Here is a 19116-nt window from a genome sequence, read left to right as displayed (position 1 = left end):
CGCGGCCCGTCCGTCACCGCCCGGTTACTGCGCCGGCGCCGATGCCGCGCCGTCGGCCGCCTTGGGCGCGGCGCCCTGGCCGTTCTGCGGGAAACCGGACCGGTCGCCCGTCAGGCTGTAGCCGTCCTTCCGGATCGCGTTCAGATCCTCGTTGCGCTTCTGGCGGGCCGCCTTGCGCGCCGCCTTGCGTTGCGCCTTGCTCATCTGCTTGGACGTCGGCGCAGCGGCCGACGAAGGCGCGGCGTCGCTCGCCGGCCCCTGTGCGAACGCTGCCGGCGCAGCCGCCAGCGCGAGGCCGACGGATACCGCCGCTGCCATCGAAACTACGCGAATCCTGATCATCACCATATCTCCTTGCCGTAGGTTGAGCGTCGCTCGCGCGCCCGTTCTTATCCGTGTGACGGGCAACGATGCGAGCCGGCTTCAGTTATACAGACGACGAAAATGCCGCGCAAATATCGGCTGCCGAATCCTGACTATTCGAAACGCGTGACGTTGCCGGCCGCGCGTCATTGCGGCTGCAACATCCGCCGGATGATCAGCCGGAGCATCGGCGCATGCGTCTTCGCCTTGAAGCCGGGCTCGAACACGACGCGGCCGACCGCGCCTTCCGCGAGCGCGATCAGCCACGTGGCGATCACGGCGGGCTTCAGCGCACGGTCGATCTGCCCCTGCGCGATACCGCGCTTGACCAGCGCGACGAGCAGGCCCTTCTCGTGTGCCTCGTTCTCGGCAAACAGCGCCGCGACATCCGGATTGCGCGACGCCTCGGCCGCGATCTCGATGCTGATGCGCGCATAGAGCGGCTCGCTCGCGGCCTTCATCTTCTCGAGCGCGATTGCCTCGATCGCGGCCACCACGTCATCGGCATCCGCCCATTGCGCGAACAGCTCGGCCGACTCGCGCCGGTCTTCCTGCGCGATCGCCGCGATGATCGCGGCCTTGGTCGGGAAGTAATGAAACAGATTGCCGGGGCTCATGCCCGCGGCCGCGCAGATCGCCGCCGTCGACGTGCCGTGGAAACCGTTGCGCGCGAAACATTCGATCGCCGCATCCAGGATCTGGCGCCGCTTCGCTTCGACTTTTTCCGGATCGACCTTTCTCACTGTGTACTCCGCGCTGGACGTTGATTCGAATCTTTAATAGACTGATTACTCGATCTATTATCAAACCGCGGCACCGACGCGTCAAGCCGCCTGGCCGGGGAACCCCGCTTGAAACCCACCACCTTCGTCCGCCTCACCATCGCCGCCATCGCGGCACTGCTGCTCGCGCTCGGCGCGCTCGCGCTGCGCGGCCTGTCCGATTTCGAGCTGCACAACGCACGCATCACGACGCTGACGTTCCGCGCCGGCAGCGCCGACCTCGTCGGCACGCTGGCGCTGCCGGCGCACGCGCCCGACGCGCCGATCGCGCTGCTCGTCCACGGCGACGGCCCGCGCGACCGCTTCGCGGACAACGCGATGCTGCCGCTCGTCAATCGCCTGCTCGACGCCGGCATCGGCGTGTTCGCGTGGGACAAGCAGGGCGTCGGCCACAGCGGCGGCGACTGGCTCTCGCAATCGATGCAGGACCGCGCCGACGAAACGCTCGCCGCGATGGCGCGCGTGCGCGCCGCCGTCGGGCCTGCAAACAAGATCGGCCTGCTCGGGTTCTCGCAGGGCGGCTGGGTGATCCCGCGCGTCGCGAACGCCGCGCGGCCCGCGTTCTCGGTGATCGTCGGCGGCGCCGTCAACTGGCGCCGGCAAGGCGCCTACCTGACGCGGCAGCAGCTCCAGGCAACCGGCATGCAGCCGGAACGGATCGATGCGACACTGGCGGCCGAGCGACGCAAGAACGACGACATCTTCGGTCGAGCGGACGCGCCCGCCGACCCGCGCCGGCGCCCCGACATCGCGCCGCGCCGGTTCGGCTTCGTCGCGCGCAACTACATGGAAGACGCGTCGCAGGCGCTCGCGACGATGCGGGGCCCCGTGCTCGCCGTGTGGGGCGCGCAGGATCGCAACGTCGATCCGGCCGACGAGGCGAACGCCTATGCCCATGCGTTCGCGGGCCGGGCCGGCCGGCGGGTGCTGGTCGTGCCCGGCGCGACGCACGGGCTGCTGCGCGCGCGCTGGTTCGATTACCAGCTGGAGTCGGACTGGCCGAGATGGAAGACCTGGCTCTTCGTGGCGCTCGGGCGCGACGCATACGCGCCGGGCACGCTGGGCCCGATCGCGGCATGGATCCGGTCGCAGTGATCGACAGCAACAGGCAACGGCCCAGCCGCGTCACCGGGCCGTTGCAGTGAGACTCAAGGAGAAACTGGATGTTTTCGTGGTTTGAACGGCGCCTGCCGACTTTCCCGCTCGAAGATCCCGTCACGCCGCCGAAGGGGTTCTTCTCGTTCGTCTGGGCGTGCACGAAAGGCGCGCGCGGCTGGCTCCTGCTGATCGCGCTGACCTCGGCCGCGCTGGCCGCGTATGAAGCCGCGCTGTTCGCGATGATGGGGCGCGTGGTCGACTGGCTGGCCACCGCGACGCCGGCCAATTTCGGCGGCCGGCACTTCGGCACGCTCGCCGGCTTCGCGGCGATCCTCGCCGGCAGCGCGCTGCTGATCGCGCTGCACACGATGGTCAAGCACCAGGTGCTCGCGATCAACTTCCCGATGCGGCTGCGCTGGCTGTTTCACCGGCTGATGCTCGACCAGAGCCTGTCGTTCTACGCGAACGAGTTCGCGGGCCGCGTCACCACCAAGATCATGCAGACCGCGCTCGCGGTGCGCGATGCGCTGTTCATGTCGGTCGACGTCGTGATCGGCGTCACCGCGTACCTGATCGGCATCCTCGCGCTCGCGGCCAGCTTCGACTGGCGGCTGATGATTCCGCTCGCGCTGTGGGCGCTCGGCTACGGCGCCGCGTGCGCGTATTTCGTGCCGCGCCTCGGCGCCGTCGGCAGCCGCCAGGCCGACGCGCGCGCGCTGATGACGGGCCGCATCACCGACGCGTACTCGAACATCACGACCGTGAAACTGTTCTCGCATACGCGGCGCGAGGCCGACCATGCGCGCCGCGCGATGGAGGCGTTCAAGGTCACGGGCGATGCGCAGATGCGTCTCGTCAGCGCGTTCGAAGTCGTCAACCACCTGCTGTCCACCCTGCTGCTGGTCGGCTCGACGGGCCTCGCGCTCTACCTGTGGATGAACGGCGCGGCGAGCGCGGGCGTCGTCGCGGCCGTGATCGCGATGGCGCTGCGCCTGTCGAGCTATTCGCACTGGATCATGTGGGAGATGACCGAACTGTTCGAGAACGTCGGCACGATCCAGGACGGCATCAATACGCTGACGAAGGTGCGCAGCGTCGTCGACGCGCCCGATGCGAAGCCGCTCGCCGTGCGGCGCGGCGAGATCGTGTTCGACGACGTGCGCTTCACGCACGACGACAACGACCGCGCCGTGTTCGACGGGCTGAACCTGACGATCCGGCCGGGCGAGCGGATCGGCCTGATCGGCCGCTCGGGCGCCGGCAAGTCGACGCTCGTGAACCTGCTGCTGCGCTTCTACGACGTGAGCGGCGGCACGATCCGGATCGACGGGCAGGACATCGCGCACGTAACGCAGGACAGCCTGCGCAGCGCGATCGGCATGGTCACGCAGGACACGTCGCTGCTGCACCGCACGATGCGCGAGAACCTTCTGTACGGCCGCCCTGACGCCACCGAGCGCGAGATGCACGACGCGGCCGCGCGCGCGGAGGCGGCCGAGTTCATCGCGCGGCTGCGCGACCGCCACGGCCGCAGCGGCTACGACGTCGAGGTGGGCGAGCGCGGCGTGAAGCTGTCGGGCGGCCAGCGGCAGCGCGTCGCGATCGCGCGCGTGATGCTGAAGGATGCGCCGATCCTCGTGCTCGACGAGGCGACGAGCGCGCTCGACTCCGAGGTCGAGGCCGCGATCCAGCAGAGCCTCGACGGCCTGATGAGCGACAAGACGGTGATCGCGATCGCGCACCGGCTGTCGACGATCGCGGCGATGGACCGGCTGATCGTGCTCGACGAAGGGCGCATCGTCGAGGAAGGCACGCACCAGCAGTTGCTGCAGGCGGGCGGCATCTATGCGGCGCTGTGGGCGCACCAGAGCGGCGGGTTCCTCGGGGAGACGGAGGAAGTCGCGCAGTAGGCGGTGCGGCGCTCGGGAATGCCATGCATTTCGCGCGGGGGCAAGCGCCGCGTCGCCTGATAAACATTCGAGAATTTATTGGTTTCCTTGATTGTCCGTGATCCGTATCGTTCAGCGTTTCATCTGATCAATCGACTACGGGGAACACCACAGCATGCAAGCAACCAAGCGACTCGCCCTTCTCGCGCTGCCGGCCGCGCTCGCCGCCGGCGGTGCGCACGCGCAAAGCAGCGTCACGCTGTACGGCATCGTCGACGCGGGCATTGCGTACGTGCACAACGCACAGAACGCGGACGGCGGGAACGCATCGAATCTCGTGAAGTTCGGCAGCGGCAATCTGTCGGGCAGCCGCTGGGGGCTGCGCGGCACCGAGGATCTCGGCGGCGGCCTCGCCGCGCTGTTCCAGCTCGAGAACGGCTTCAACATCGGCACCGGCGCGCTCGGCCAGGGCCAGCGCGAATTCGGCCGCAAGGCGATCGTGGGCCTCGCGCACAACACGTACGGCACCGTGACGCTCGGCCGCCAGTACGATCCGGTCGTCGATCTGGTGCAGGGGCTGACCGAGGACAACTATTTCGGCGGCGTGTTCTCGACGCCGGGCGACCTCGACAACTACGACAACAGCCTGCGCGTCAGCAACTCGGTGAAGTACACGAGCCCGCTGATCTCCGGCTTCCAGTTCGCCGCGCTGTATGGCTTCGGCGGCGTCGCCGGCGCGACCGGCAGCGGCCGCACGTACAGCTTCGGCCTGAGCTACGCGAACGGGCCGCTGTCGCTCGGCGCCGGCTACTTCTTCGCGAACGGCGGCACGACCGGCGCGAACGGCCTGCGCTCGTGGACGAGCAGCTCGGATACGCTCTTCAACACCGTGATCAACCAGGGCTTCTCGAGCGCGAAGTCGATTCAGATCGTGCGCGTCGCCGGCCAGTACGTGCTCGGCGCGGCCACCTTCGGGCTCGCGTACTCGAACACGCAGTACGGCGCGGACACGCTGTCGGCGTTCAGCCAGACCGCGAAGTTCAACAACGGCTCGGCCTTCTTCAACTGGCAGTTCTCGCCGGCGCTGCGCGCGGGCGTGGGCTACAACTACACGTCGCTGACGGGCCCGACCTCCGCGCACTACAACCAGGTCAACCTCGGTGCGGACTACGCGCTGTCGAAGCGCACCGACCTGTATGCGCTGTTCGGCTACCAGCGCGCGAGCGGCCATACGTTGAATGCGAACGGCGCGGTCGTGAAAGCGGCGGCATCCGTCGGTTCGTACGGCGTGAACTCCGGTACGAACACGCAGGAACTCGCGGTCGTCGGGATTCGCCACAAGTTCTGATGGGCCGACTGCGGCCCGCGGCGTCATGGTCGCGGGCCGCGCGGCGGCGCGGCAACTCATGGATGCAGGGAAAGATCCCGGAAATGAATCGTCGCGCTGGCTTTTCGCAAACAGGCGGGCGCGGGCGGGGTTGACCGTTAGTTGCGGATGCGAGGTCGGCAGCGATCACCCGCGCATGATCCGCCGCGCCTTCAGGATGACCGGCGCATCGACCATCTTCCCGTCCACGGCGACCGCCGCGCCGCCGCTCGCTTCGACCGCATCGAGCACGCGCGCGGCCCACGCGCGCTCGGCGTCGCTCCACGCATACGCGCGATGCACGGCGTCGAGCTGCTTCGGATGAATGCACAGCTTCCCGCCGAAGCCGAATTTCCGCGCGGCGCGCGCATGCCGCTCGATCGCCGCCGCATCGTCGATGACGGTCGACACGCCGTCCACCGGCGGCTCGATGCCGGCAAGACGCGACGCGAGCACGATCTGCGAGCGGAACGCATTCAGTTCATCGCCGTCGCCGTCGATGCCGAGATCCACCTGGAAGTCGAGCGTGCCGAACGCGACGCGCGCCACGCGCGGCGCGGCGCACACTTCACCGAGCCCCGCGATTCCGCGCGCCGTTTCGATCAGCGGCAGCAATGCGAGTTGCGCATGTGCATTCGCGAGCACCGCATCGACCTGCGCGCGCGCCTCGCACTTCGGCAGCATCACGCCCGCGGCGCCGGGATGCGCGGCGATCGCCGCGACGTCGTCCGCGAACCATGCGGTGTCGGTCGCGTTCACGCGCACCCACGCCGGCCGGGCCGCATCGAGATGCGCGACGACGGCCGCGCGCGCCGCCGGCTTCTCGGCGAGCGGCACCGCATCCTCGAGATCGAGGATCACCGCATCCGCGCCCGACGCGCGCGCCTTGTCGAAACGTTCGGCGCGATTGCCGGGAACGAACAGCCACGAACGCGGCGAAACGGCCGTCATGCCGAACCCTCCTGAAACAGCGAACCGAGCGCCGGCTGCGCCGCGATCTCCCACGCGCCGGCCACGCGCCGCGCGACCTCGCCCGCCGTCGCCGCCCCGGAAAACGCCGCGAGGCGGCGCCCCTTGTCCGCGATCTCGTCGCGCGACAGCGTATTGCCCGGATCGCCCTTCGGCTCGTCGGCGCGCCCCGCCAGCGCTTGGCCGTCGCGCCCGGGATGGGTCTGCAGGTTCGTCATGGCGTCGGTGCCTGTCGAGGAATCAGATCGTGCCGTTCGCGCGCAGCGCGTCGATGCGTGCACGCGTATAACCGAGATCGGCAAGGATCGCGTCCGTATGCTGGCCGAGCGCGGGCACCGCGTCCATGCGCGGCTCGACGCCGTCGGGCAGCCCCGGCGGCAGCAGCGCCGGCACCGCGCCGGCCACCGTCTCGACGCTGCGCCAGCGCTCGCGCGCCCCGAGCTGCGGGTGGCGCCATACATCGTCGAGCGTGTTCATCTGCGCGTTCGCGATGCCGGCCGCGTCGAGCCGCTGCATCACGTCGGCCGCGGTGAGCGCGGCGAACGCGTCGACGATCAGCGCGTGCAGCGCATCGCGCGCCGCATGGCGCTTCGAATTCGCGTTGAAGCGCGCGTCGTCCGCGAGGCCCGGCTGGCGCAGCACCTGCTCGCAGAACAGCTTCCACTCGCGCTCGTTCTGCAGGCCGAGCATCACGGTCTTGCCGTCGCCGGCCGGGAACGGGCCGTACGGATAGATCGTCGCATGCGACGCGCCCGACGGCGCCGGCGGGCTCTGCCCGTCGATCGCGTAATAGAGCGGATAGCTCATCCACTCGACCATGCTCTCCAGCATCGACACGTCGATCCGGCTGCCCTGGCCGGTGCGCCCGCGCATCAGCAGCGCGCCGAGGATGCTCGAGAACGCAACCATGCCGGCCGAGATGTCCGCGATCGAGCAGCCGGCCTTCGCCGGCTGGCCCGGCGAGCCCGTGATCGACAGGAACCCCGATTCGCTCTGGATCAGCAGGTCATAGGCCTTGCGGTCGCGGTACGGGCCGTTCGCGCCGTAGCCCGAGATGTCGCAGACGATCAGGCGCGGATGCGTATCCTTCAGCGCGTCGTAGCCGAGCCCGAGCCTTTGCGCCGCGCCGGGCGCGAGGTTCTGCACGAGCACGTCCGCGTCGGCGAGCAGCGCCTGCAGGATCTCCGCGGCCTCCGGCTGCTTGACGTCGAGCGTCAGGCTCTCCTTCGAGCGGTTCACCCACACGAAATGGGACGACAGCCCGTGCACGCGCTCGTCGTAGCCGCGCGCGAAATCGCCGCTGCCGGGCCGTTCGATCTTGATGACGCGCGCGCCGAGATCGGCGAGCTGGCGCGTGCAGAACGGCGCCGCGATCGCGTGTTCGAGCGTGATGACCTTGATGCCGTCGAGCGGTCGCATGCTGGCTCTCCTCAGAATGAACGCGGCAGGCCGAGCAAATGCTCGGCGACGTACGACAGGATCAGGTTCGTCGAGACCGGCGCGACCTGGTACAGGCGGGTTTCGCGGAACTTGCGCTCGACGTCGTATTCGCACGCGAAGCCGAAGCCGCCGTGGAACTGCAGGCATGCATTCGCCGCTTCCCACGACGCATCGGCCGCGAGCAGCTTCGCCATGTTCGCCTGCGCGCCGCACGGCGCGTGCGCGTCGAACCGGCGCGCGGCCTCGAAGCGCATCAGGCTCGCCGCCTCGACGTTCACGAACGCGCGCGCGATCGGGAACTGCACGCCCTGGTTCTGCCCGATCGGGCGGCCGAACACGACGCGCTCGTTCACGTACCGGCTGACCTTGTCGATGAACCAGTAGCCGTCGCCGATGCATTCGCCCGCGATCAGCGTGCGTTCGGCGTTCAGCCCGTCGAGGAGGTACTTGAAGCCCATGCCTTCCTCGCCGATCAGGTTCCCGGCGGGGATCTCGAGGTTGTCGAAGAACAGCTCGCTGGTCTCGTGGTTGACCATGTTCAGGATCGGCTGGACCGTCAGCCCGTTGCCGATCGCGTCGCGCAGGTCGACGATGAAGATCGACATCCCTTCGGACTTCTTGCTGACTTCCGCCAGCGGCGTCGTGCGCGCCAGCAGGATCATCAGGTCCGAGTGCAGCACGCGCGAGATCCACACCTTCTGGCCGTTGATCACGTAGCGGTCGCCACGCTTCTCGGCGGTGGTCCTGATCTTCGTGGTGTCGGTGCCGGTGGTCGGCTCGGTCACGCCCATCGACTGCAGGCGCAGCTCGCCGCTCGCGATCTTCGGCAGGTACCTGTCCTTCTGCGCGGCGGAACCGTGGCGCAGCAGCGTGCCCATGTTGTACATCTGCCCGTGGCACGCGCCCGAGTTGCCGCCCGAACGGTTGATCTCCTCCATGATCACCGACGCTTCGGTGAGCCCGAGGCCGGAGCCGCCGTATTCCTGCGGAATCAGCGCGCCGAGCCAGCCCGCGTTCGTCAGCGCGGTGACGAACGCGTCGGGATAGCCGCGCGCTTCGTCGATCTTGCGGAAATATTCGCTGGAGAACTGCGAGCAGAGGTCGCGCACCGCTTCACGGATGTCCTGGAAAGTGTTGTCGTGCGTCGTTTGCATGAGCGAGATTCGTTGATGGCGTGTGTCAGGGTCAGGCCAGCGTCGCGCTCGCCTGCATCGTCAGGTGGCCTTCGTGGTCCTTCGCCCACAGCTCGACCGTGCTGCCGTCGTCGGACGGCTTGCCGCACAGCGTGAACGCGTGGCCGTCGAAGGTCGGGCGCACCGCGCGGAACGCGAACGTCGCGAGCGTCGCGCCGGGGCGTTCGCGGCGCACGAGATCGGCGAGCAGCGTCGCGATCAGCGGGCCGTGCACGACGAGGCCCGGGTAGCCTTCCGCCTGCGTCGCATACGGGTGGTCGTAGTGGATCCGGTGGCCGTTGAAGGTGAGTGCCGAATAGCGGAACAGCAGCACCGGATCGGCCGTCACGGTGCGCGACCATGCCTCGCCCTGCGGTGCGGCAACCGGCTTCGGCGCCGGCGCACCCGGCTGCGGCGCGTTGCGATAGACGATGTCGTGCTCTTCCTCGATGCACAGCACGCCGTCCGATTCGTAGCGATGCTGGACCGTCACGAACACGAGGCGGCCGCTGCGGCCGGTCTTGTCCTCGATGCTCGCGATCGTCGATTCGCGCGTCGCGTGGCGGCCCACGCGCAGCGGCGCATGGAACGTCAGGCGCCCGCCCGCCCACATGCGGCGCGGCAGCGGCACCGGCGGCAGGAAGCCGCCGCGCTTCGGATGCCCGTCGGCGCCGACCTGCGCAAGCGGCGCGACCGGCAGGAAATACAGCCAGTTCCAGAGCGGCGGCACGGTATCGCCGGGCGCCGCGCGATCGAGCGTCGCGGCCAGCGCGGCGAGCGGGTACGACGTGATGTCGTCGCCGAGCGTTTCCGTCTTGCCCAGCCACGCGTCGAGCGGCGGCGACGCAGGTTCCTGCGATGATGAGGTCGACACTTGCGAAATCTCCGGTACGCTGCAGAGGCTCCTACTATGAACCTCACCCGTGGTTTCGCGAAGTCGTCTTTCCCGAACCGTGACTTCGAATTTGCTTAACGTCGGCGGCGGGGGGCGCGATCCCGCGATGCGCAGGCTTGCGCTTCATCGCGCAGGTCGACGCACGCCTAGTCTTCGATGCACGGCCACGGCACGAACGCCATCGGCCGCTGCGCTTCCTCGGCGAGATGCCCGACGAACCCGATCGCGCGCGAGCTGCACGTCGACGGCGGGTCGGGCGGCACGATGGCTGACGGGGCGCGGCGGCCGCGCCCCGTTCATGGTGTTTCGCGCGCCTCAGCGCTTCGCGTCCCATTCGACGCGCCCGCCGGCCGGTTGCCGGCTCGGCCCGAGCAGCGCCGCCAGCGAGAAATCCGCCAGCTTGCCGAACGGCGCGCGCAGCAGGTTCGGGAGCGCCCAGCGGCCTTGAACGAATACGCCCTTCGCATGGCTCATCGCACGGAATCCTTCGATGCCGTGATACGCGCCCATCCCGCTCGGCCCGACGCCGCCGAACGGCAGGTCTTCCTGCGCGACGTGCAGGAGCGTGTTGTTGATGCCGACGTTGCCTGACGTGGTGCGCGTCAGCAGCGTCTCGCAGTCGCCGTCCCGCGCGCCGAAATAGTAGAGCGCCAGCGGCCGCGGGCGCGCGTTCACGTAGTCGATGACCTCGTCGATCGTGCGATATGCGCGCACCGGCAGGATCGGCCCGAAGATCTCCTCCTGCATGACCGCCGTGTCGTCGCCGGCCCCGACGATCAACGTGGGCGCGAGCGTCCGCTTGCGGTTGGCCGCGTTCTGCGGATTCACGCCCGCCTCGATCACGCGCGCGCCCTTGCTGCGCGCCTCGTCGACGAGGCCTTTCAGGCGATCGAAATGCCGGTCGCTGACGATCGACGTGTAGTCCTGACTGGTCGGCCCGTCCGGATAGAAACGCGCGACCGCCGCATCGTATTGCGCGACGAATGCGTCCAGATCTTCTTCGTGCACCAGCGCGTAGTCGGGTGCCACGCAGGTCTGTCCGCCGTTCGACAGCTTGCCGAACACGATGCCGGACATCGTCCGCGCGTCGACATGCCCCCTCGCGACGATCACGGGGCTCTTGCCGCCCAGTTCGAGCGTCACCGGCACCAGGTTGTCGCTGGCCGCCTTCATGACCTTGCGGCCCACCTGCGTGCTGCCGGTAAACAGCAGATGGTCGAACGGCAAACCGCTGAACGCGGCGCCGACTTCCGGGCCGCCGAGCACGACCGCGACTTCCTCGCTCGGGAAGGTGTCGGCGAGCATCCGCCGGATCACCTCGCTGGTGCGCGGCGTCAGCTCCGACGGCTTGAGCATCGCGCGGTTGCCGGCGGCCAGCGCGGTGGCGAGCGGAATGAAGGTCAGCGAGAACGGGTAGTTCCACGGCGCCATCACGCCGACCACGCCCACCGGCTGGTATTCCACGCGCGCATGCCCGGCGCGGTAGAAGATGCCGACGTGCCGGCGCTGGGGCTTCATGAAGCGGCGCAGGTTGCGCGACAGGTAGTCGATCGCCTGGATCACGCCGACCAGTTCCATGATCGCGGTTTCGTGGCGCGAGCGATGTCCGAAGTCGGCGCTGATCGCCTCCTCCACGTCGCGGCGGTGGGCCAGCACCGCCGCGCGCAGCCGGGCGAGCCTTGCCTTGCGCTGCTGCACGCCCGGCGGCCCCTCCTTGACGAATGCGCTGCGCTGGCGGGCCAGCAATGCCGCCGGGTCGATGCTCGAGCTGGATTCTGCGGAAACGAACATGGTGCGCCTCACGAGGTTGCGTCAATGTAGACACTGTCAACTTGCTCGGTCCGGATCATAGGACCACAATGTGTCCCATGTCAACATGGGAGCAACACGATGCCGTCGGAAGCAGATGCCGGGCAAAAGGCGTATCACCACGGGGATCTGCGGCGCGCGATCATCGACACGGCGCTCGACACGCTGCAGGAGCAACAGGGCTGGCAGTTCACGCTGCGTGAAATCGCGCGGCGGGCGAACGTCAGCCACTCCGCGCCCTACCGGCATTTCCCGGACAAGGCCGCGTTGCTGCACGAGCTGGCGCTGATCGGGTTCGATCGCCTGCGCGATGCGCTCGCCGCGTCCGTGGATCCCGCGGCGGACACCCCAGCGGTGCTGCGCGCGCTGGCCTACGCCCATCTCGCGTTCGGCAAGCAAAACCCGGATCTCTACCGCCTGATGTTCGCCGCGGATGCCGGCGAGCCGACGGATATCCATCTCGATCCGCGCACGCAGGCGCCCTTCCTGCTGGTCGTCGACATCCTCGAGCAAGGCCAGCAGGCCGGCACGATCCGCTTGCGCCCCGCGCTCGGCCAGGCAACGGCCTGCTGGGCGCATCTTCATGGGCTGACGATGCTCGAGATCGACGGGCGGCTGGTGCGCGAGAAAGTCGGCGACCATGCGATCGAAGACGCATTGACGACCTTGCTGGACGGGCTCGTCCTGTCTCAAGAAAGCCCCGTACGCAGCAAGGCAAAAAGGTCTTGACCTTTAACTTCACCTCAAGGTTATGGTTGGCCTCGGCAAGCGTATCGAGGCTATGGGTCTGTGTCCTGCCATCCGACAAAACGGCGGCGCGTCGAAGATGCACCGCCCGTGGCCGATGAAGAGGGAGTCGCATCATGACCAAGCGCATACTTCACGCCGTCAGCAACGTCGCGCACCACGCCGACCCGTCGCAACCAACCGGCCTGTGGCTGTCCGAGCTGACCCACGCCCACCACATCTTCGCGGCGAAGGGATACGAGCAGCAGCTCGTGAGCCCGAAGGGCGGCGTGTCGCCGCTGGAGCCCCGCTCGCTTAAATGGCCGCACGCGGACGCAGCCGCGAAAGCGTGGCGCGCCGACAAGGCGAACCAGGCCCTGCTCGCAAACACCGCGCGGCCCGACGCGCTCGATCCGGCCGATTTCGATGCGATCTATTTCACTGGCGGCCATGCGGTCATGTGGGATTTTCCGGACGATGCGGGGCTGCAGCGGCTCACGCGCGGGATCTACGAGCGCGGCGGCATCGTGTCGTCGGTCTGCCACGGCTACTGCGGACTGTTGAACGCGACGCTGTCGGACGGCACGCTGCTGGTCGCCGGACGCCGGATCACCGGCTACTCGTGGGTGGAGGAAATCCTGGCCGGCGTCGCGAAGAAGGTGCCCTACAACGTCGAGCAGGAGATGGCGCGGCGCGGTGCGCGCTATGAGAAGGCGCTGCTGCCGTTCACGTCGAACGTCGTCGTCGACGGCCGGCTGGTGACCGGCCAGAATCCGCAATCGGCGAAGGCGACGGCCGAGCAGGTCGTCGCGCTCCTGTAACGCGGCGCACGGGCGCGCGCCCGGAACGCAACGCGATGCGCCGGCGGCCGTCCGGGGTCAGGTCGTCCGGCGCCGGGCCGGCTTGTCGCGCGTGTCGTCGTCGGCGTGGCCGGCGCTTGCCGTGTTCTCCGGATGGACCCGCGACAGCAGTCGCATCGCGTGGGCGGTACGCTCCACCGCCTCCGGTTTCGCCCCGATCCCGGCGATGAGCGACATGACGTGCGCCTTGTTGCGCGCAAGCCGCGCTTCCAGCGCCTCGATGCCCTGCACCTTGCGGCGCAGCGCATCGAGCAGCGAACCGCATGGCCACTGCGCGAAGTCGGACGGAATCAGCGTGCGGATCTCGTCGAGGCTGAAATCCGCCTTCTGCGCGGCCGTGATCAGATCGAGCATCACCACCGCTTCCGGCGAATAAGTTCGATAACCGTTCGCCTGCCGCTCGACGCTCGTCAACAGACCGATGCGTTCATAGAAGCGGATACGCGAAGGGGTAAGGCCGGTGCGCGCCGCCAGTTCCCCGATCTTCATGTTCCGGATACTCCCCGGCCGGATCGGATCCGGCCATCTGATCAGCCGTGACAGTAAGCCGCCTCCCCGCGTTGATTCGCATGCCGATATTTATTGTTTCCATGCCGATACCGCTGCCGAATCACGCCAGCTCGAAGCGCAACCCCGCATGGCGCACCAGACGCTCGATATAGCGCTCGTCGAACATCGTCGCGGGCGTCCAGAAACCGCCGCCGCGCCCGGCCTTCTCGCCGCCGCTGCGGCAATCCAGCGCGAGACCGATCGCGGCCTGGCCCAGCATCTTGCCCGTCGAGCCGTAACCGGGGTCGCGATCGCCGGTGACTTTCACGCGCAAGGTCCGCCCGTCGCCGGCGCGGCCGAAGAAACGCAGATCGTAGCGGCCGGCCAGCTGCGCCGCGGCGCTCGGCCCCTCGCCGGGCTTCGGCAGCAGGAACCGCTCCATCAGGCTGCGCACCGGCTTGATGACGACGCCCACCATGAACGCGCCGAGGCCGGCCACCATCGCCAGCGCGGCCACGCGGCCCTTGAGGCCCGTGCCCGTCATGACGGCTTCGTCATAGGTGAACCGGCTGCCGTACGCATTGCCCGCAAGCGCGTTGGAGCGATGCACGACCCGCTCGTTGATGGCCGCCATCACGAACGGGGCGATCCACGCATCGCAGTCGCGGTCGAACTCCGCCGATCGGACGGCGTGCTGCCGCGCCGTGAATCCGTGCCCCTTCGGACACAGCGAATACGGATCGAGCAGTTCCCGGCGCAACGCGGGATCGGCCGCGGCTTCCCGCACGACGTTGATCACGCTCGCCACCGTTCCGCCCGACGCGCCGCCCTTCAGCGTTTTGACGCGCATCTTCACCTGCTCGGCCGGCACGCCCCACTGCCGCCTTGCCTGTTGCTGCAGGAAAAACACACCCATGTCGGACGGCACCGAATCGAAGCCGCAGCAATGGACGATGCGCGCCCCCGATTGACGGGCCGCGGGCTCGTACTTGTCGATCATCCGCTTGATCCACTGGGTCTCGCCGGTGAGATCGCAATAGTCCGTGCCGGTTTCCGCGCAGGTCTTGACGAGCGGTTCTCCATAAAGTGCATAGGGCCCGACGGTCGACACGACCACCCGCGTTTGCGCGCACAGCGCTCGCAGCTGCGCTTCGTCGGCCGCGTCGGCGACGATGATCGGCAAGGCTTGCCCCGCCGCGCCCAGCGCATCCCTGACCTGCCTGAGCTTCGTTTCCGATCGGCCGGCAATGGCCCAGCGCAGCGTTTCGACGTCGCCCGACAAGTGTTCGGACAGGTAGCGGGTCAGGATCTGCCCGACAAAGCTGGTGGCGCCAAACACGACGAGGTCATAGGCCGGTGCGGTCATGATCGATTCCTTTTGAGTGGGCGAGTCGAAGCGCCGTTATCGTTGCTTGTCAGGCCCATCGAAGGCTTTCAAGGGCGTCGGCAGGTTCAGAACCAGCTGCGCGTCGTTGGCCACGTCGAGACGCATGATGGCGGATACGCCCAATCCGTCGAGCAACTGGCTCAGCGGACCGCCGTGCCGCACCAGCTCGACGTCGCGCGGCAACAGGCGCTGGGCGAACGACAATGTATTGGTCTGCACCGAGCTCTGGTGCCATTCGCCGTCGATGAGATTGATCATGGTCGCCGTGCTCATCCGCGACTGCGACGCAACGTTGTTCAGCGCCGGCAGCGGCGCGCGCAGGCTCAGGTCCGGCCGGCCGCCCGGGCCGGCAATGCGGGCGCGTACGTCGGCGCCGATGTTCACGTCGATGTCGGCTAGCCACTTGGGCAGTTGATAGCCGTATACGCCGCGAACCCGCGCGATTTCCGTGGTGACGGGCAGCGCCAGCACGTGCGCGACGAAGCTCCGGCGCCGCATGGCATCGATCAGCTCCAGCGCGTGCGAACCGCGCGCGCCGGGCCGGCGGATCACCACCGCGACGGACACTTCGTCGTACGGATCGTTGTCGCAGACCGAATACGAAAAGAACGTCAACGCCACCAGCCCGTGCCCCGGCACCGCCCGCAACGGCTCGAGCGGCGCCGGCAACATGGCCCGCAGGCGGTCGAGCGGCGCCATGAACAATAGCTGGATGTTGCTGGAACGGTAGTAGAAGTTCGGCGCCCAGGTCGGGCCGACCCTCGAATTGACCAGACGCTTCGGAATCCGACGGAAAAAATCGATGTTTCCCGCGGCGGGATCCCGCGCGACTTCGTTCAGGTCCGGATTCATCCGGAATCGGTCGTAGTAGCCGCCTTCAGGCACGTCGACCTTGTGCGGCCCGAATTCGACCTGTGTAAACCGCCTGTCCATGTTCGTCGCCCCTCCTCGATGATTGACCGTGGCAGGCAACACCCGAAGCCTGCCGACGCATTGCCGTCAGCAGGCACTTTAAGGTTCAACTCAACTTTAAGGTCAAGGGCTCCGGTAGAGGAGCGCGTCGGTTGCGGTTTCGGCGTCGCATCATTCGTCGCTCGAATTCGAGCGACGCCCATTGCCCGGTGCCGGCGCCGCGCCCCGATCGCGCAGCCGGTCCATCACCCACCGTGTGCGCTCGGCGCAGTTCAAGTCGGTCGGCCGGTTCCTGATGCTGTCGATCGCGACGAGCAGTTGCGCCTTGTTCTCCTCGAGGCGCTTGCGCATCGCATCGATTTCGGCGACTTTCCGTTCGAGCGCCTCCACCAGCCCTTCATGCTGCCAGTTGCCGGCCCCCACCGGCAGCAGATGGCGGATCTGTTCCAGCGAGAACCCCGCCTTTTGCGCGCCGGAGATGATCTCCAGCATCCATACCGCATCCTCGGAGTAGTCGCGATAGCCGTTCGTGCTGCGTTCGACGGCCGTAATCAGCCCTTCCGCCTCGTAAAAGCGGATCCGGGATGCCGTCAGCCCGCTGACCTTCGCCAGCTCCCCAATTCTCATGCTTGCCCCTTCAGCGTATTGACATTAAATCTAACTTTAATCCTAGAGTCGGTTCGTCGCCAACGAGCACGCGACAGCCGCATTGCCGTTCGATCAACCCGCCATCGTCAGGAGCCCGCCATCATTGATCCGCAGCAACCGGAATGTCCGTCACTGATCGATATCGTCTACTGAACAGGAGCAACCATGGGATACGTCACTACGAAAGATGGCGTCGACATCTTCTACAAGGACTGGGGCCCGCGCGATGCGCAGGTGATCTTCTTCCATCATGGCTGGCCGCTCAGCGCGGACGACTGGGATGCACAGATGCTGTTCTTCCTGGCCCAGGGCTACCGCGTCGTCGCGCACGACCGTCGCGGCCACGGACGATCCAGCCAGGTCTGGGACGGCCATGACATGGATCACTACGCGGACGACGTCGCCGCGGTGGTGAATCACCTCGGCGTGCAGGGCGCCGTCCACGTCGGTCATTCCACCGGCGGCGGCGAAGCCATCCATTACGTCGCCCGTCATGGCGAGAACCGCGTCTCCAAGGCCGTGCTGATCAGCGCCGTTCCGCCGTTGATGGTCAAGACCGACAGCAATCCGGGCGGCCTGCCCAAGGAAGTGTTCGACAACCTCCAGGCCCAGCTCGCGGCGAACCGCGCGCAGTTCTATTACGACGTGCCGGCCGGCCCCTTCTACGGCTACAACCGCGAAGGCGCGAAGCCGTCGCAGGGCGTCATCTGGAACTGGTGGCGGCAGGGCATGATGGGCAGCGCCAAGGCCCACTACGACGGCATCGTCGCGTTCTCGCAGACCGACTTCACCGAAGACCTGAAGAGCACCACGATTCCCGTCCTCGTGATGCATGGCGACGACGACCAGATCGTCCCCTATGCCGATTCCGGCCTCCTGTCGGCGAAGCTCGCCAGGAACGGCACGCTGAAGACCTATGCGGGCTTCCCGCATGGCATGCCCACGTCCAACGCCGAAACGATCAACGCCGATCTGCTCGCGTTTATCCGCGGCTGAACGCGACGGATGCCAGGGGGCGTCCCCTGGCATCCTCTGTGTGCATGCGTGGGGTGCGGCAAAGCCCGGGCCCCACGTCGCCGCACAGGCTCATGCTTCGGCAGCGCGCCGCAGGAGATTCATCGGGCCGACGCGGTCGATGATCCGCATCTGCGCGTCGTCCCGCACGAATAGCGAGCCGGCGAACCCCAACGCATTGATCGAGATGCCTTCGACACGCTCGGTGGATCTCGGCACCAGCAGCAGCCCCGCGGGCATGACCAGCAGGTTGTACGGCGCCGATTGGCGCGGTTCGCCGTCGACATCGAGCGCCCGGATGCCGACCGCATCGAGCAATGCGCGGTAGCGCTCGCATGCCGCGCGCGCCGTCTCGTGCACGGGCGCCGCGAACAGTTCCAGCGGCGCGAACGCATGCGCAAACGCGAGGCCCGGAATGGTGCCGATCGCACCGGCGATCCGCGCCGACTCGATCAACGGGCTGATCGGCAACGCCGGGCCACCCTCGACGAACGGCAGCGGCACGATCTGCAGATGCTTGTGAGCCTGGCTCGCACCGGCGGCCGCCCCACCGTTGTAGAAACCGATACTCCCGAACTCCGCCATGCAGGCGAGCAGCGCGGCAAAGTCCGCCACGTTCAGCAACGACTCCTGCGCTTCGAAGCGGCGGGTGACGATCAGCAGGTGATGCTCGATGACGTTGAACTTGTTCAGCAACGCCACATGGGTATCGGAGATATCCGCGACAAACAGGTCGGGGTCGTACGGGAGGAATGGATTGCCTCCGGCACGGCCCGCCGCGCGTGCCGTGTCCTTGCGGGCCAGGCTCGACACGCGACGGACGAGGAACCGCACGCCGCCGTCCACGATCGACGATTGGACGGTTTCGATCGGGCGCAACGCCCCTGTCCGCAGGGCGTGCGCCGTTCGTTGCACGATGGCCGGCCACAACGCGCCGGGCTGAAGGATGGAATGGTGCATGGTCTCCGCTTGCGCTCCAATGCAGGTTAAGCGTTCCGGCAGGAACACTCGACGTTACGTGCGGTAATGATGCGGCGCGACGCCGACGATGCGCTTGAACATGGCCGAAAACGCCGTCGGGCTGCCATAGCCGAGATCATAGGCCACGCGCGTGATCGAGCGGCCCTGCGCAAACCATGCGATGGCGGCCAGCAGGCACGCCTGCTCGCGCCACGCGACGTAGCTCACCCCCAATTGCTCGCGGAACAGCCGGGTGAAGCTGCGGCGGCTGAGCCCCACGCGGCGCGCCGCTTCGTCGACGCCGAGCGACGCGGACGGCGCCGCGAGCACGTCCCGG

Annotated in this window: 19 protein-coding genes and 1 pseudogene; 6 read left to right on the top strand and 14 right to left on the bottom strand. The window is 67.8% G+C overall.

Annotated features, from left to right (window positions below; genetic code table 11):
• Positions 1 to 24: 24 nt before the first annotated feature.
• Both HWY45_RS11440 and HWY45_RS11435 read right to left on the bottom strand, forming a co-directional pair.
• On the bottom strand, positions 25 to 342 hold the full coding sequence (locus HWY45_RS11440; RefSeq protein WP_059804001.1) for a hypothetical protein: 318 nt from the start codon (positions 340 to 342) through the stop codon (positions 25 to 27).
• Positions 343 to 509: 167 nt separating this feature from the next.
• A complete protein-coding gene (locus HWY45_RS11435) occupies positions 510 to 1106 on the bottom strand; it encodes a TetR/AcrR family transcriptional regulator (protein WP_059803984.1) in 597 nt (198 codons plus the stop codon).
• A gap of 108 nt (positions 1107 to 1214) precedes the next feature.
• On the opposite strand from HWY45_RS11435, the gene HWY45_RS11430 reads away from it, so the two are divergent.
• The 3 genes from HWY45_RS11430 to HWY45_RS11420 all read left to right on the top strand — a co-directional run bounded on the left by HWY45_RS11430 (position 1215) and on the right by HWY45_RS11420 (position 5480).
• Positions 1215 to 2240, top strand: a complete 1026-nt coding sequence (locus tag HWY45_RS11430; protein WP_059881333.1) for an alpha/beta hydrolase family protein — start codon at positions 1215 to 1217, stop codon at positions 2238 to 2240.
• 68 nt (positions 2241 to 2308) lie between these two features.
• Complete coding sequence (locus HWY45_RS11425) at positions 2309 to 4153, top strand: ABC transporter ATP-binding protein (RefSeq protein WP_059881331.1); 1845 nt, start codon at positions 2309 to 2311, stop codon at positions 4151 to 4153.
• A gap of 154 nt (positions 4154 to 4307) precedes the next feature.
• Positions 4308 to 5480: a porin gene (locus HWY45_RS11420; RefSeq protein ID WP_059881329.1), complete on the top strand. Its 1173-nt coding sequence runs from the start codon at positions 4308 to 4310 to the stop codon at positions 5478 to 5480.
• Positions 5481 to 5645: 165 nt separating this feature from the next.
• Here HWY45_RS11420 and HWY45_RS11415 read toward each other — a convergent pair whose 3' ends face one another.
• The 6 genes and pseudogenes from HWY45_RS11415 to HWY45_RS11390 all read right to left on the bottom strand — a co-directional run bounded on the left by HWY45_RS11415 (position 5646) and on the right by HWY45_RS11390 (position 11765).
• A complete protein-coding gene (locus HWY45_RS11415) occupies positions 5646 to 6449 on the bottom strand; it encodes an HpcH/HpaI aldolase/citrate lyase family protein (protein WP_059881327.1) in 804 nt (267 codons plus the stop codon).
• A pseudogene (locus tag HWY45_RS11410) lies at positions 6446 to 6658 on the bottom strand (MmgE/PrpD family protein); the annotation flags it as partial. The pseudogene HWY45_RS11410 and the gene HWY45_RS11415, both read right to left, overlap by 4 nt.
• 49 nt (positions 6659 to 6707) lie before the next feature.
• Positions 6708 to 7886: a CaiB/BaiF CoA transferase family protein gene (locus HWY45_RS11405; protein ID WP_059881323.1), complete on the bottom strand. Its 1179-nt coding sequence runs from the start codon at positions 7884 to 7886 to the stop codon at positions 6708 to 6710.
• Positions 7887 to 7897: 11 nt separating this feature from the next.
• A complete protein-coding gene (locus HWY45_RS11400; RefSeq protein ID WP_059881321.1) occupies positions 7898 to 9061 on the bottom strand; it encodes an acyl-CoA dehydrogenase family protein in 1164 nt (387 codons plus the stop codon).
• Positions 9062 to 9092: 31 nt separating this feature from the next.
• A complete protein-coding gene (locus tag HWY45_RS11395) occupies positions 9093 to 9953 on the bottom strand; it encodes an HTD2 family dehydratase (protein ID WP_059881319.1) in 861 nt (286 codons plus the stop codon).
• Positions 9954 to 10289: 336 nt separating this feature from the next.
• Entirely contained in the window at positions 10290 to 11765 is a 1476-nt protein-coding gene (locus tag HWY45_RS11390) for a coniferyl aldehyde dehydrogenase (RefSeq protein WP_059881317.1), read from the bottom strand.
• A gap of 99 nt (positions 11766 to 11864) precedes the next feature.
• On the opposite strand from HWY45_RS11390, the gene HWY45_RS11385 reads away from it, so the two are divergent.
• Both HWY45_RS11385 and HWY45_RS11380 read left to right on the top strand, forming a co-directional pair.
• Complete coding sequence (locus HWY45_RS11385; protein ID WP_059881315.1) at positions 11865 to 12512, top strand: TetR/AcrR family transcriptional regulator; 648 nt, start codon at positions 11865 to 11867, stop codon at positions 12510 to 12512.
• Positions 12513 to 12646: 134 nt separating this feature from the next.
• Entirely contained in the window at positions 12647 to 13330 is a 684-nt protein-coding gene (locus HWY45_RS11380) for a type 1 glutamine amidotransferase domain-containing protein (RefSeq protein WP_059881313.1), read from the top strand.
• 57 nt (positions 13331 to 13387) lie between these two features.
• Here HWY45_RS11380 and HWY45_RS11375 read toward each other — a convergent pair whose 3' ends face one another.
• From HWY45_RS11375 to HWY45_RS11360, 4 genes are all read right to left on the bottom strand, one after another.
• Positions 13388 to 13858: a MerR family transcriptional regulator gene (locus tag HWY45_RS11375; protein WP_059881311.1), complete on the bottom strand. Its 471-nt coding sequence runs from the start codon at positions 13856 to 13858 to the stop codon at positions 13388 to 13390.
• Positions 13859 to 13979: 121 nt separating this feature from the next.
• Positions 13980 to 15224: a saccharopine dehydrogenase family protein gene (locus HWY45_RS11370; protein ID WP_059881309.1), complete on the bottom strand. Its 1245-nt coding sequence runs from the start codon at positions 15222 to 15224 to the stop codon at positions 13980 to 13982.
• Positions 15225 to 15260: 36 nt separating this feature from the next.
• Positions 15261 to 16178: an acetoacetate decarboxylase family protein gene (locus HWY45_RS11365; protein ID WP_059881307.1), complete on the bottom strand. Its 918-nt coding sequence runs from the start codon at positions 16176 to 16178 to the stop codon at positions 15261 to 15263.
• 150 nt (positions 16179 to 16328) lie between these two features.
• On the bottom strand, positions 16329 to 16784 hold the full coding sequence (locus HWY45_RS11360) for a MerR family transcriptional regulator (RefSeq protein WP_059881306.1): 456 nt from the start codon (positions 16782 to 16784) through the stop codon (positions 16329 to 16331).
• A 186-nt stretch (positions 16785 to 16970) separates the two neighbouring features.
• On the opposite strand from HWY45_RS11360, the gene HWY45_RS11355 reads away from it, so the two are divergent.
• Positions 16971 to 17801: an alpha/beta fold hydrolase gene (locus HWY45_RS11355; protein WP_059881304.1), complete on the top strand. Its 831-nt coding sequence runs from the start codon at positions 16971 to 16973 to the stop codon at positions 17799 to 17801.
• 90 nt (positions 17802 to 17891) lie between these two features.
• Here the strand turns inward: HWY45_RS11355 and HWY45_RS11350 are convergent, their stop codons facing one another.
• Together HWY45_RS11350 and HWY45_RS11345 are read right to left on the bottom strand one after the other, a co-directional pair.
• Positions 17892 to 18779 (bottom strand): ATP adenylyltransferase family protein, encoded by an 888-nt coding sequence (locus HWY45_RS11350; protein ID WP_059881302.1) that lies wholly within the window; start codon positions 18777 to 18779, stop codon positions 17892 to 17894.
• A gap of 54 nt (positions 18780 to 18833) precedes the next feature.
• Positions 18834 to 19109 (bottom strand): helix-turn-helix domain-containing protein, encoded by a 276-nt coding sequence (locus HWY45_RS11345; RefSeq protein WP_230946930.1) that lies wholly within the window; start codon positions 19107 to 19109, stop codon positions 18834 to 18836.
• Positions 19110 to 19116 lie beyond the last annotated feature (7 nt).

It is taken from the genome of Burkholderia stagnalis (assembly GCF_902830275.1).
GTDB classification, from domain to species: domain Bacteria; phylum Pseudomonadota; class Gammaproteobacteria; order Burkholderiales; family Burkholderiaceae; genus Burkholderia; species Burkholderia stagnalis.
This window is presented reverse-complemented; position numbering and strand designations above follow the sequence as displayed.

Excerpts from the sequence above, each read along its gene's own strand:
- HWY45_RS11415 (WP_059881327.1), bottom strand. The coding sequence starts at position 6,449 with ATGACGGCCGTTTCGCCGCGTTCGTGGCTGTTCGTTCCCGGCAATCGC.
- HWY45_RS11440 (WP_059804001.1), bottom strand. The coding sequence starts at position 342 with ATGATCAGGATTCGCGTAGTTTCGATGGCAGCGGCGGTATCCGTCGGC.
- HWY45_RS11425 (WP_059881331.1), top strand. The coding sequence starts at position 2,309 with ATGTTTTCGTGGTTTGAACGGCGCCTGCCGACTTTCCCGCTCGAAGAT.
- HWY45_RS11360 (WP_059881306.1), bottom strand. The coding sequence starts at position 16,784 with ATGAGAATTGGGGAGCTGGCGAAGGTCAGCGGGCTGACGGCATCCCGG.
- HWY45_RS11355 (WP_059881304.1), top strand. The coding sequence starts at position 16,971 with ATGGGATACGTCACTACGAAAGATGGCGTCGACATCTTCTACAAGGAC.
- HWY45_RS11420 (WP_059881329.1), top strand. The coding sequence starts at position 4,308 with ATGCAAGCAACCAAGCGACTCGCCCTTCTCGCGCTGCCGGCCGCGCTC.
- HWY45_RS11380 (WP_059881313.1), top strand. The coding sequence starts at position 12,647 with ATGACCAAGCGCATACTTCACGCCGTCAGCAACGTCGCGCACCACGCC.
- HWY45_RS11375 (WP_059881311.1), bottom strand. The coding sequence starts at position 13,858 with ATGAAGATCGGGGAACTGGCGGCGCGCACCGGCCTTACCCCTTCGCGT.
- HWY45_RS11400 (WP_059881321.1), bottom strand. The coding sequence starts at position 9,061 with ATGCAAACGACGCACGACAACACTTTCCAGGACATCCGTGAAGCGGTG.
- HWY45_RS11405 (WP_059881323.1), bottom strand. The coding sequence starts at position 7,886 with ATGCGACCGCTCGACGGCATCAAGGTCATCACGCTCGAACACGCGATC.
- HWY45_RS11370 (WP_059881309.1), bottom strand. The coding sequence starts at position 15,224 with ATGACCGCACCGGCCTATGACCTCGTCGTGTTTGGCGCCACCAGCTTT.
- HWY45_RS11365 (WP_059881307.1), bottom strand. The coding sequence starts at position 16,178 with ATGGACAGGCGGTTTACACAGGTCGAATTCGGGCCGCACAAGGTCGAC.
- HWY45_RS11350 (WP_059881302.1), bottom strand. The coding sequence starts at position 18,779 with ATGCACCATTCCATCCTTCAGCCCGGCGCGTTGTGGCCGGCCATCGTG.
- HWY45_RS11390 (WP_059881317.1), bottom strand. The coding sequence starts at position 11,765 with ATGTTCGTTTCCGCAGAATCCAGCTCGAGCATCGACCCGGCGGCATTG.
- HWY45_RS11385 (WP_059881315.1), top strand. The coding sequence starts at position 11,865 with ATGCCGTCGGAAGCAGATGCCGGGCAAAAGGCGTATCACCACGGGGAT.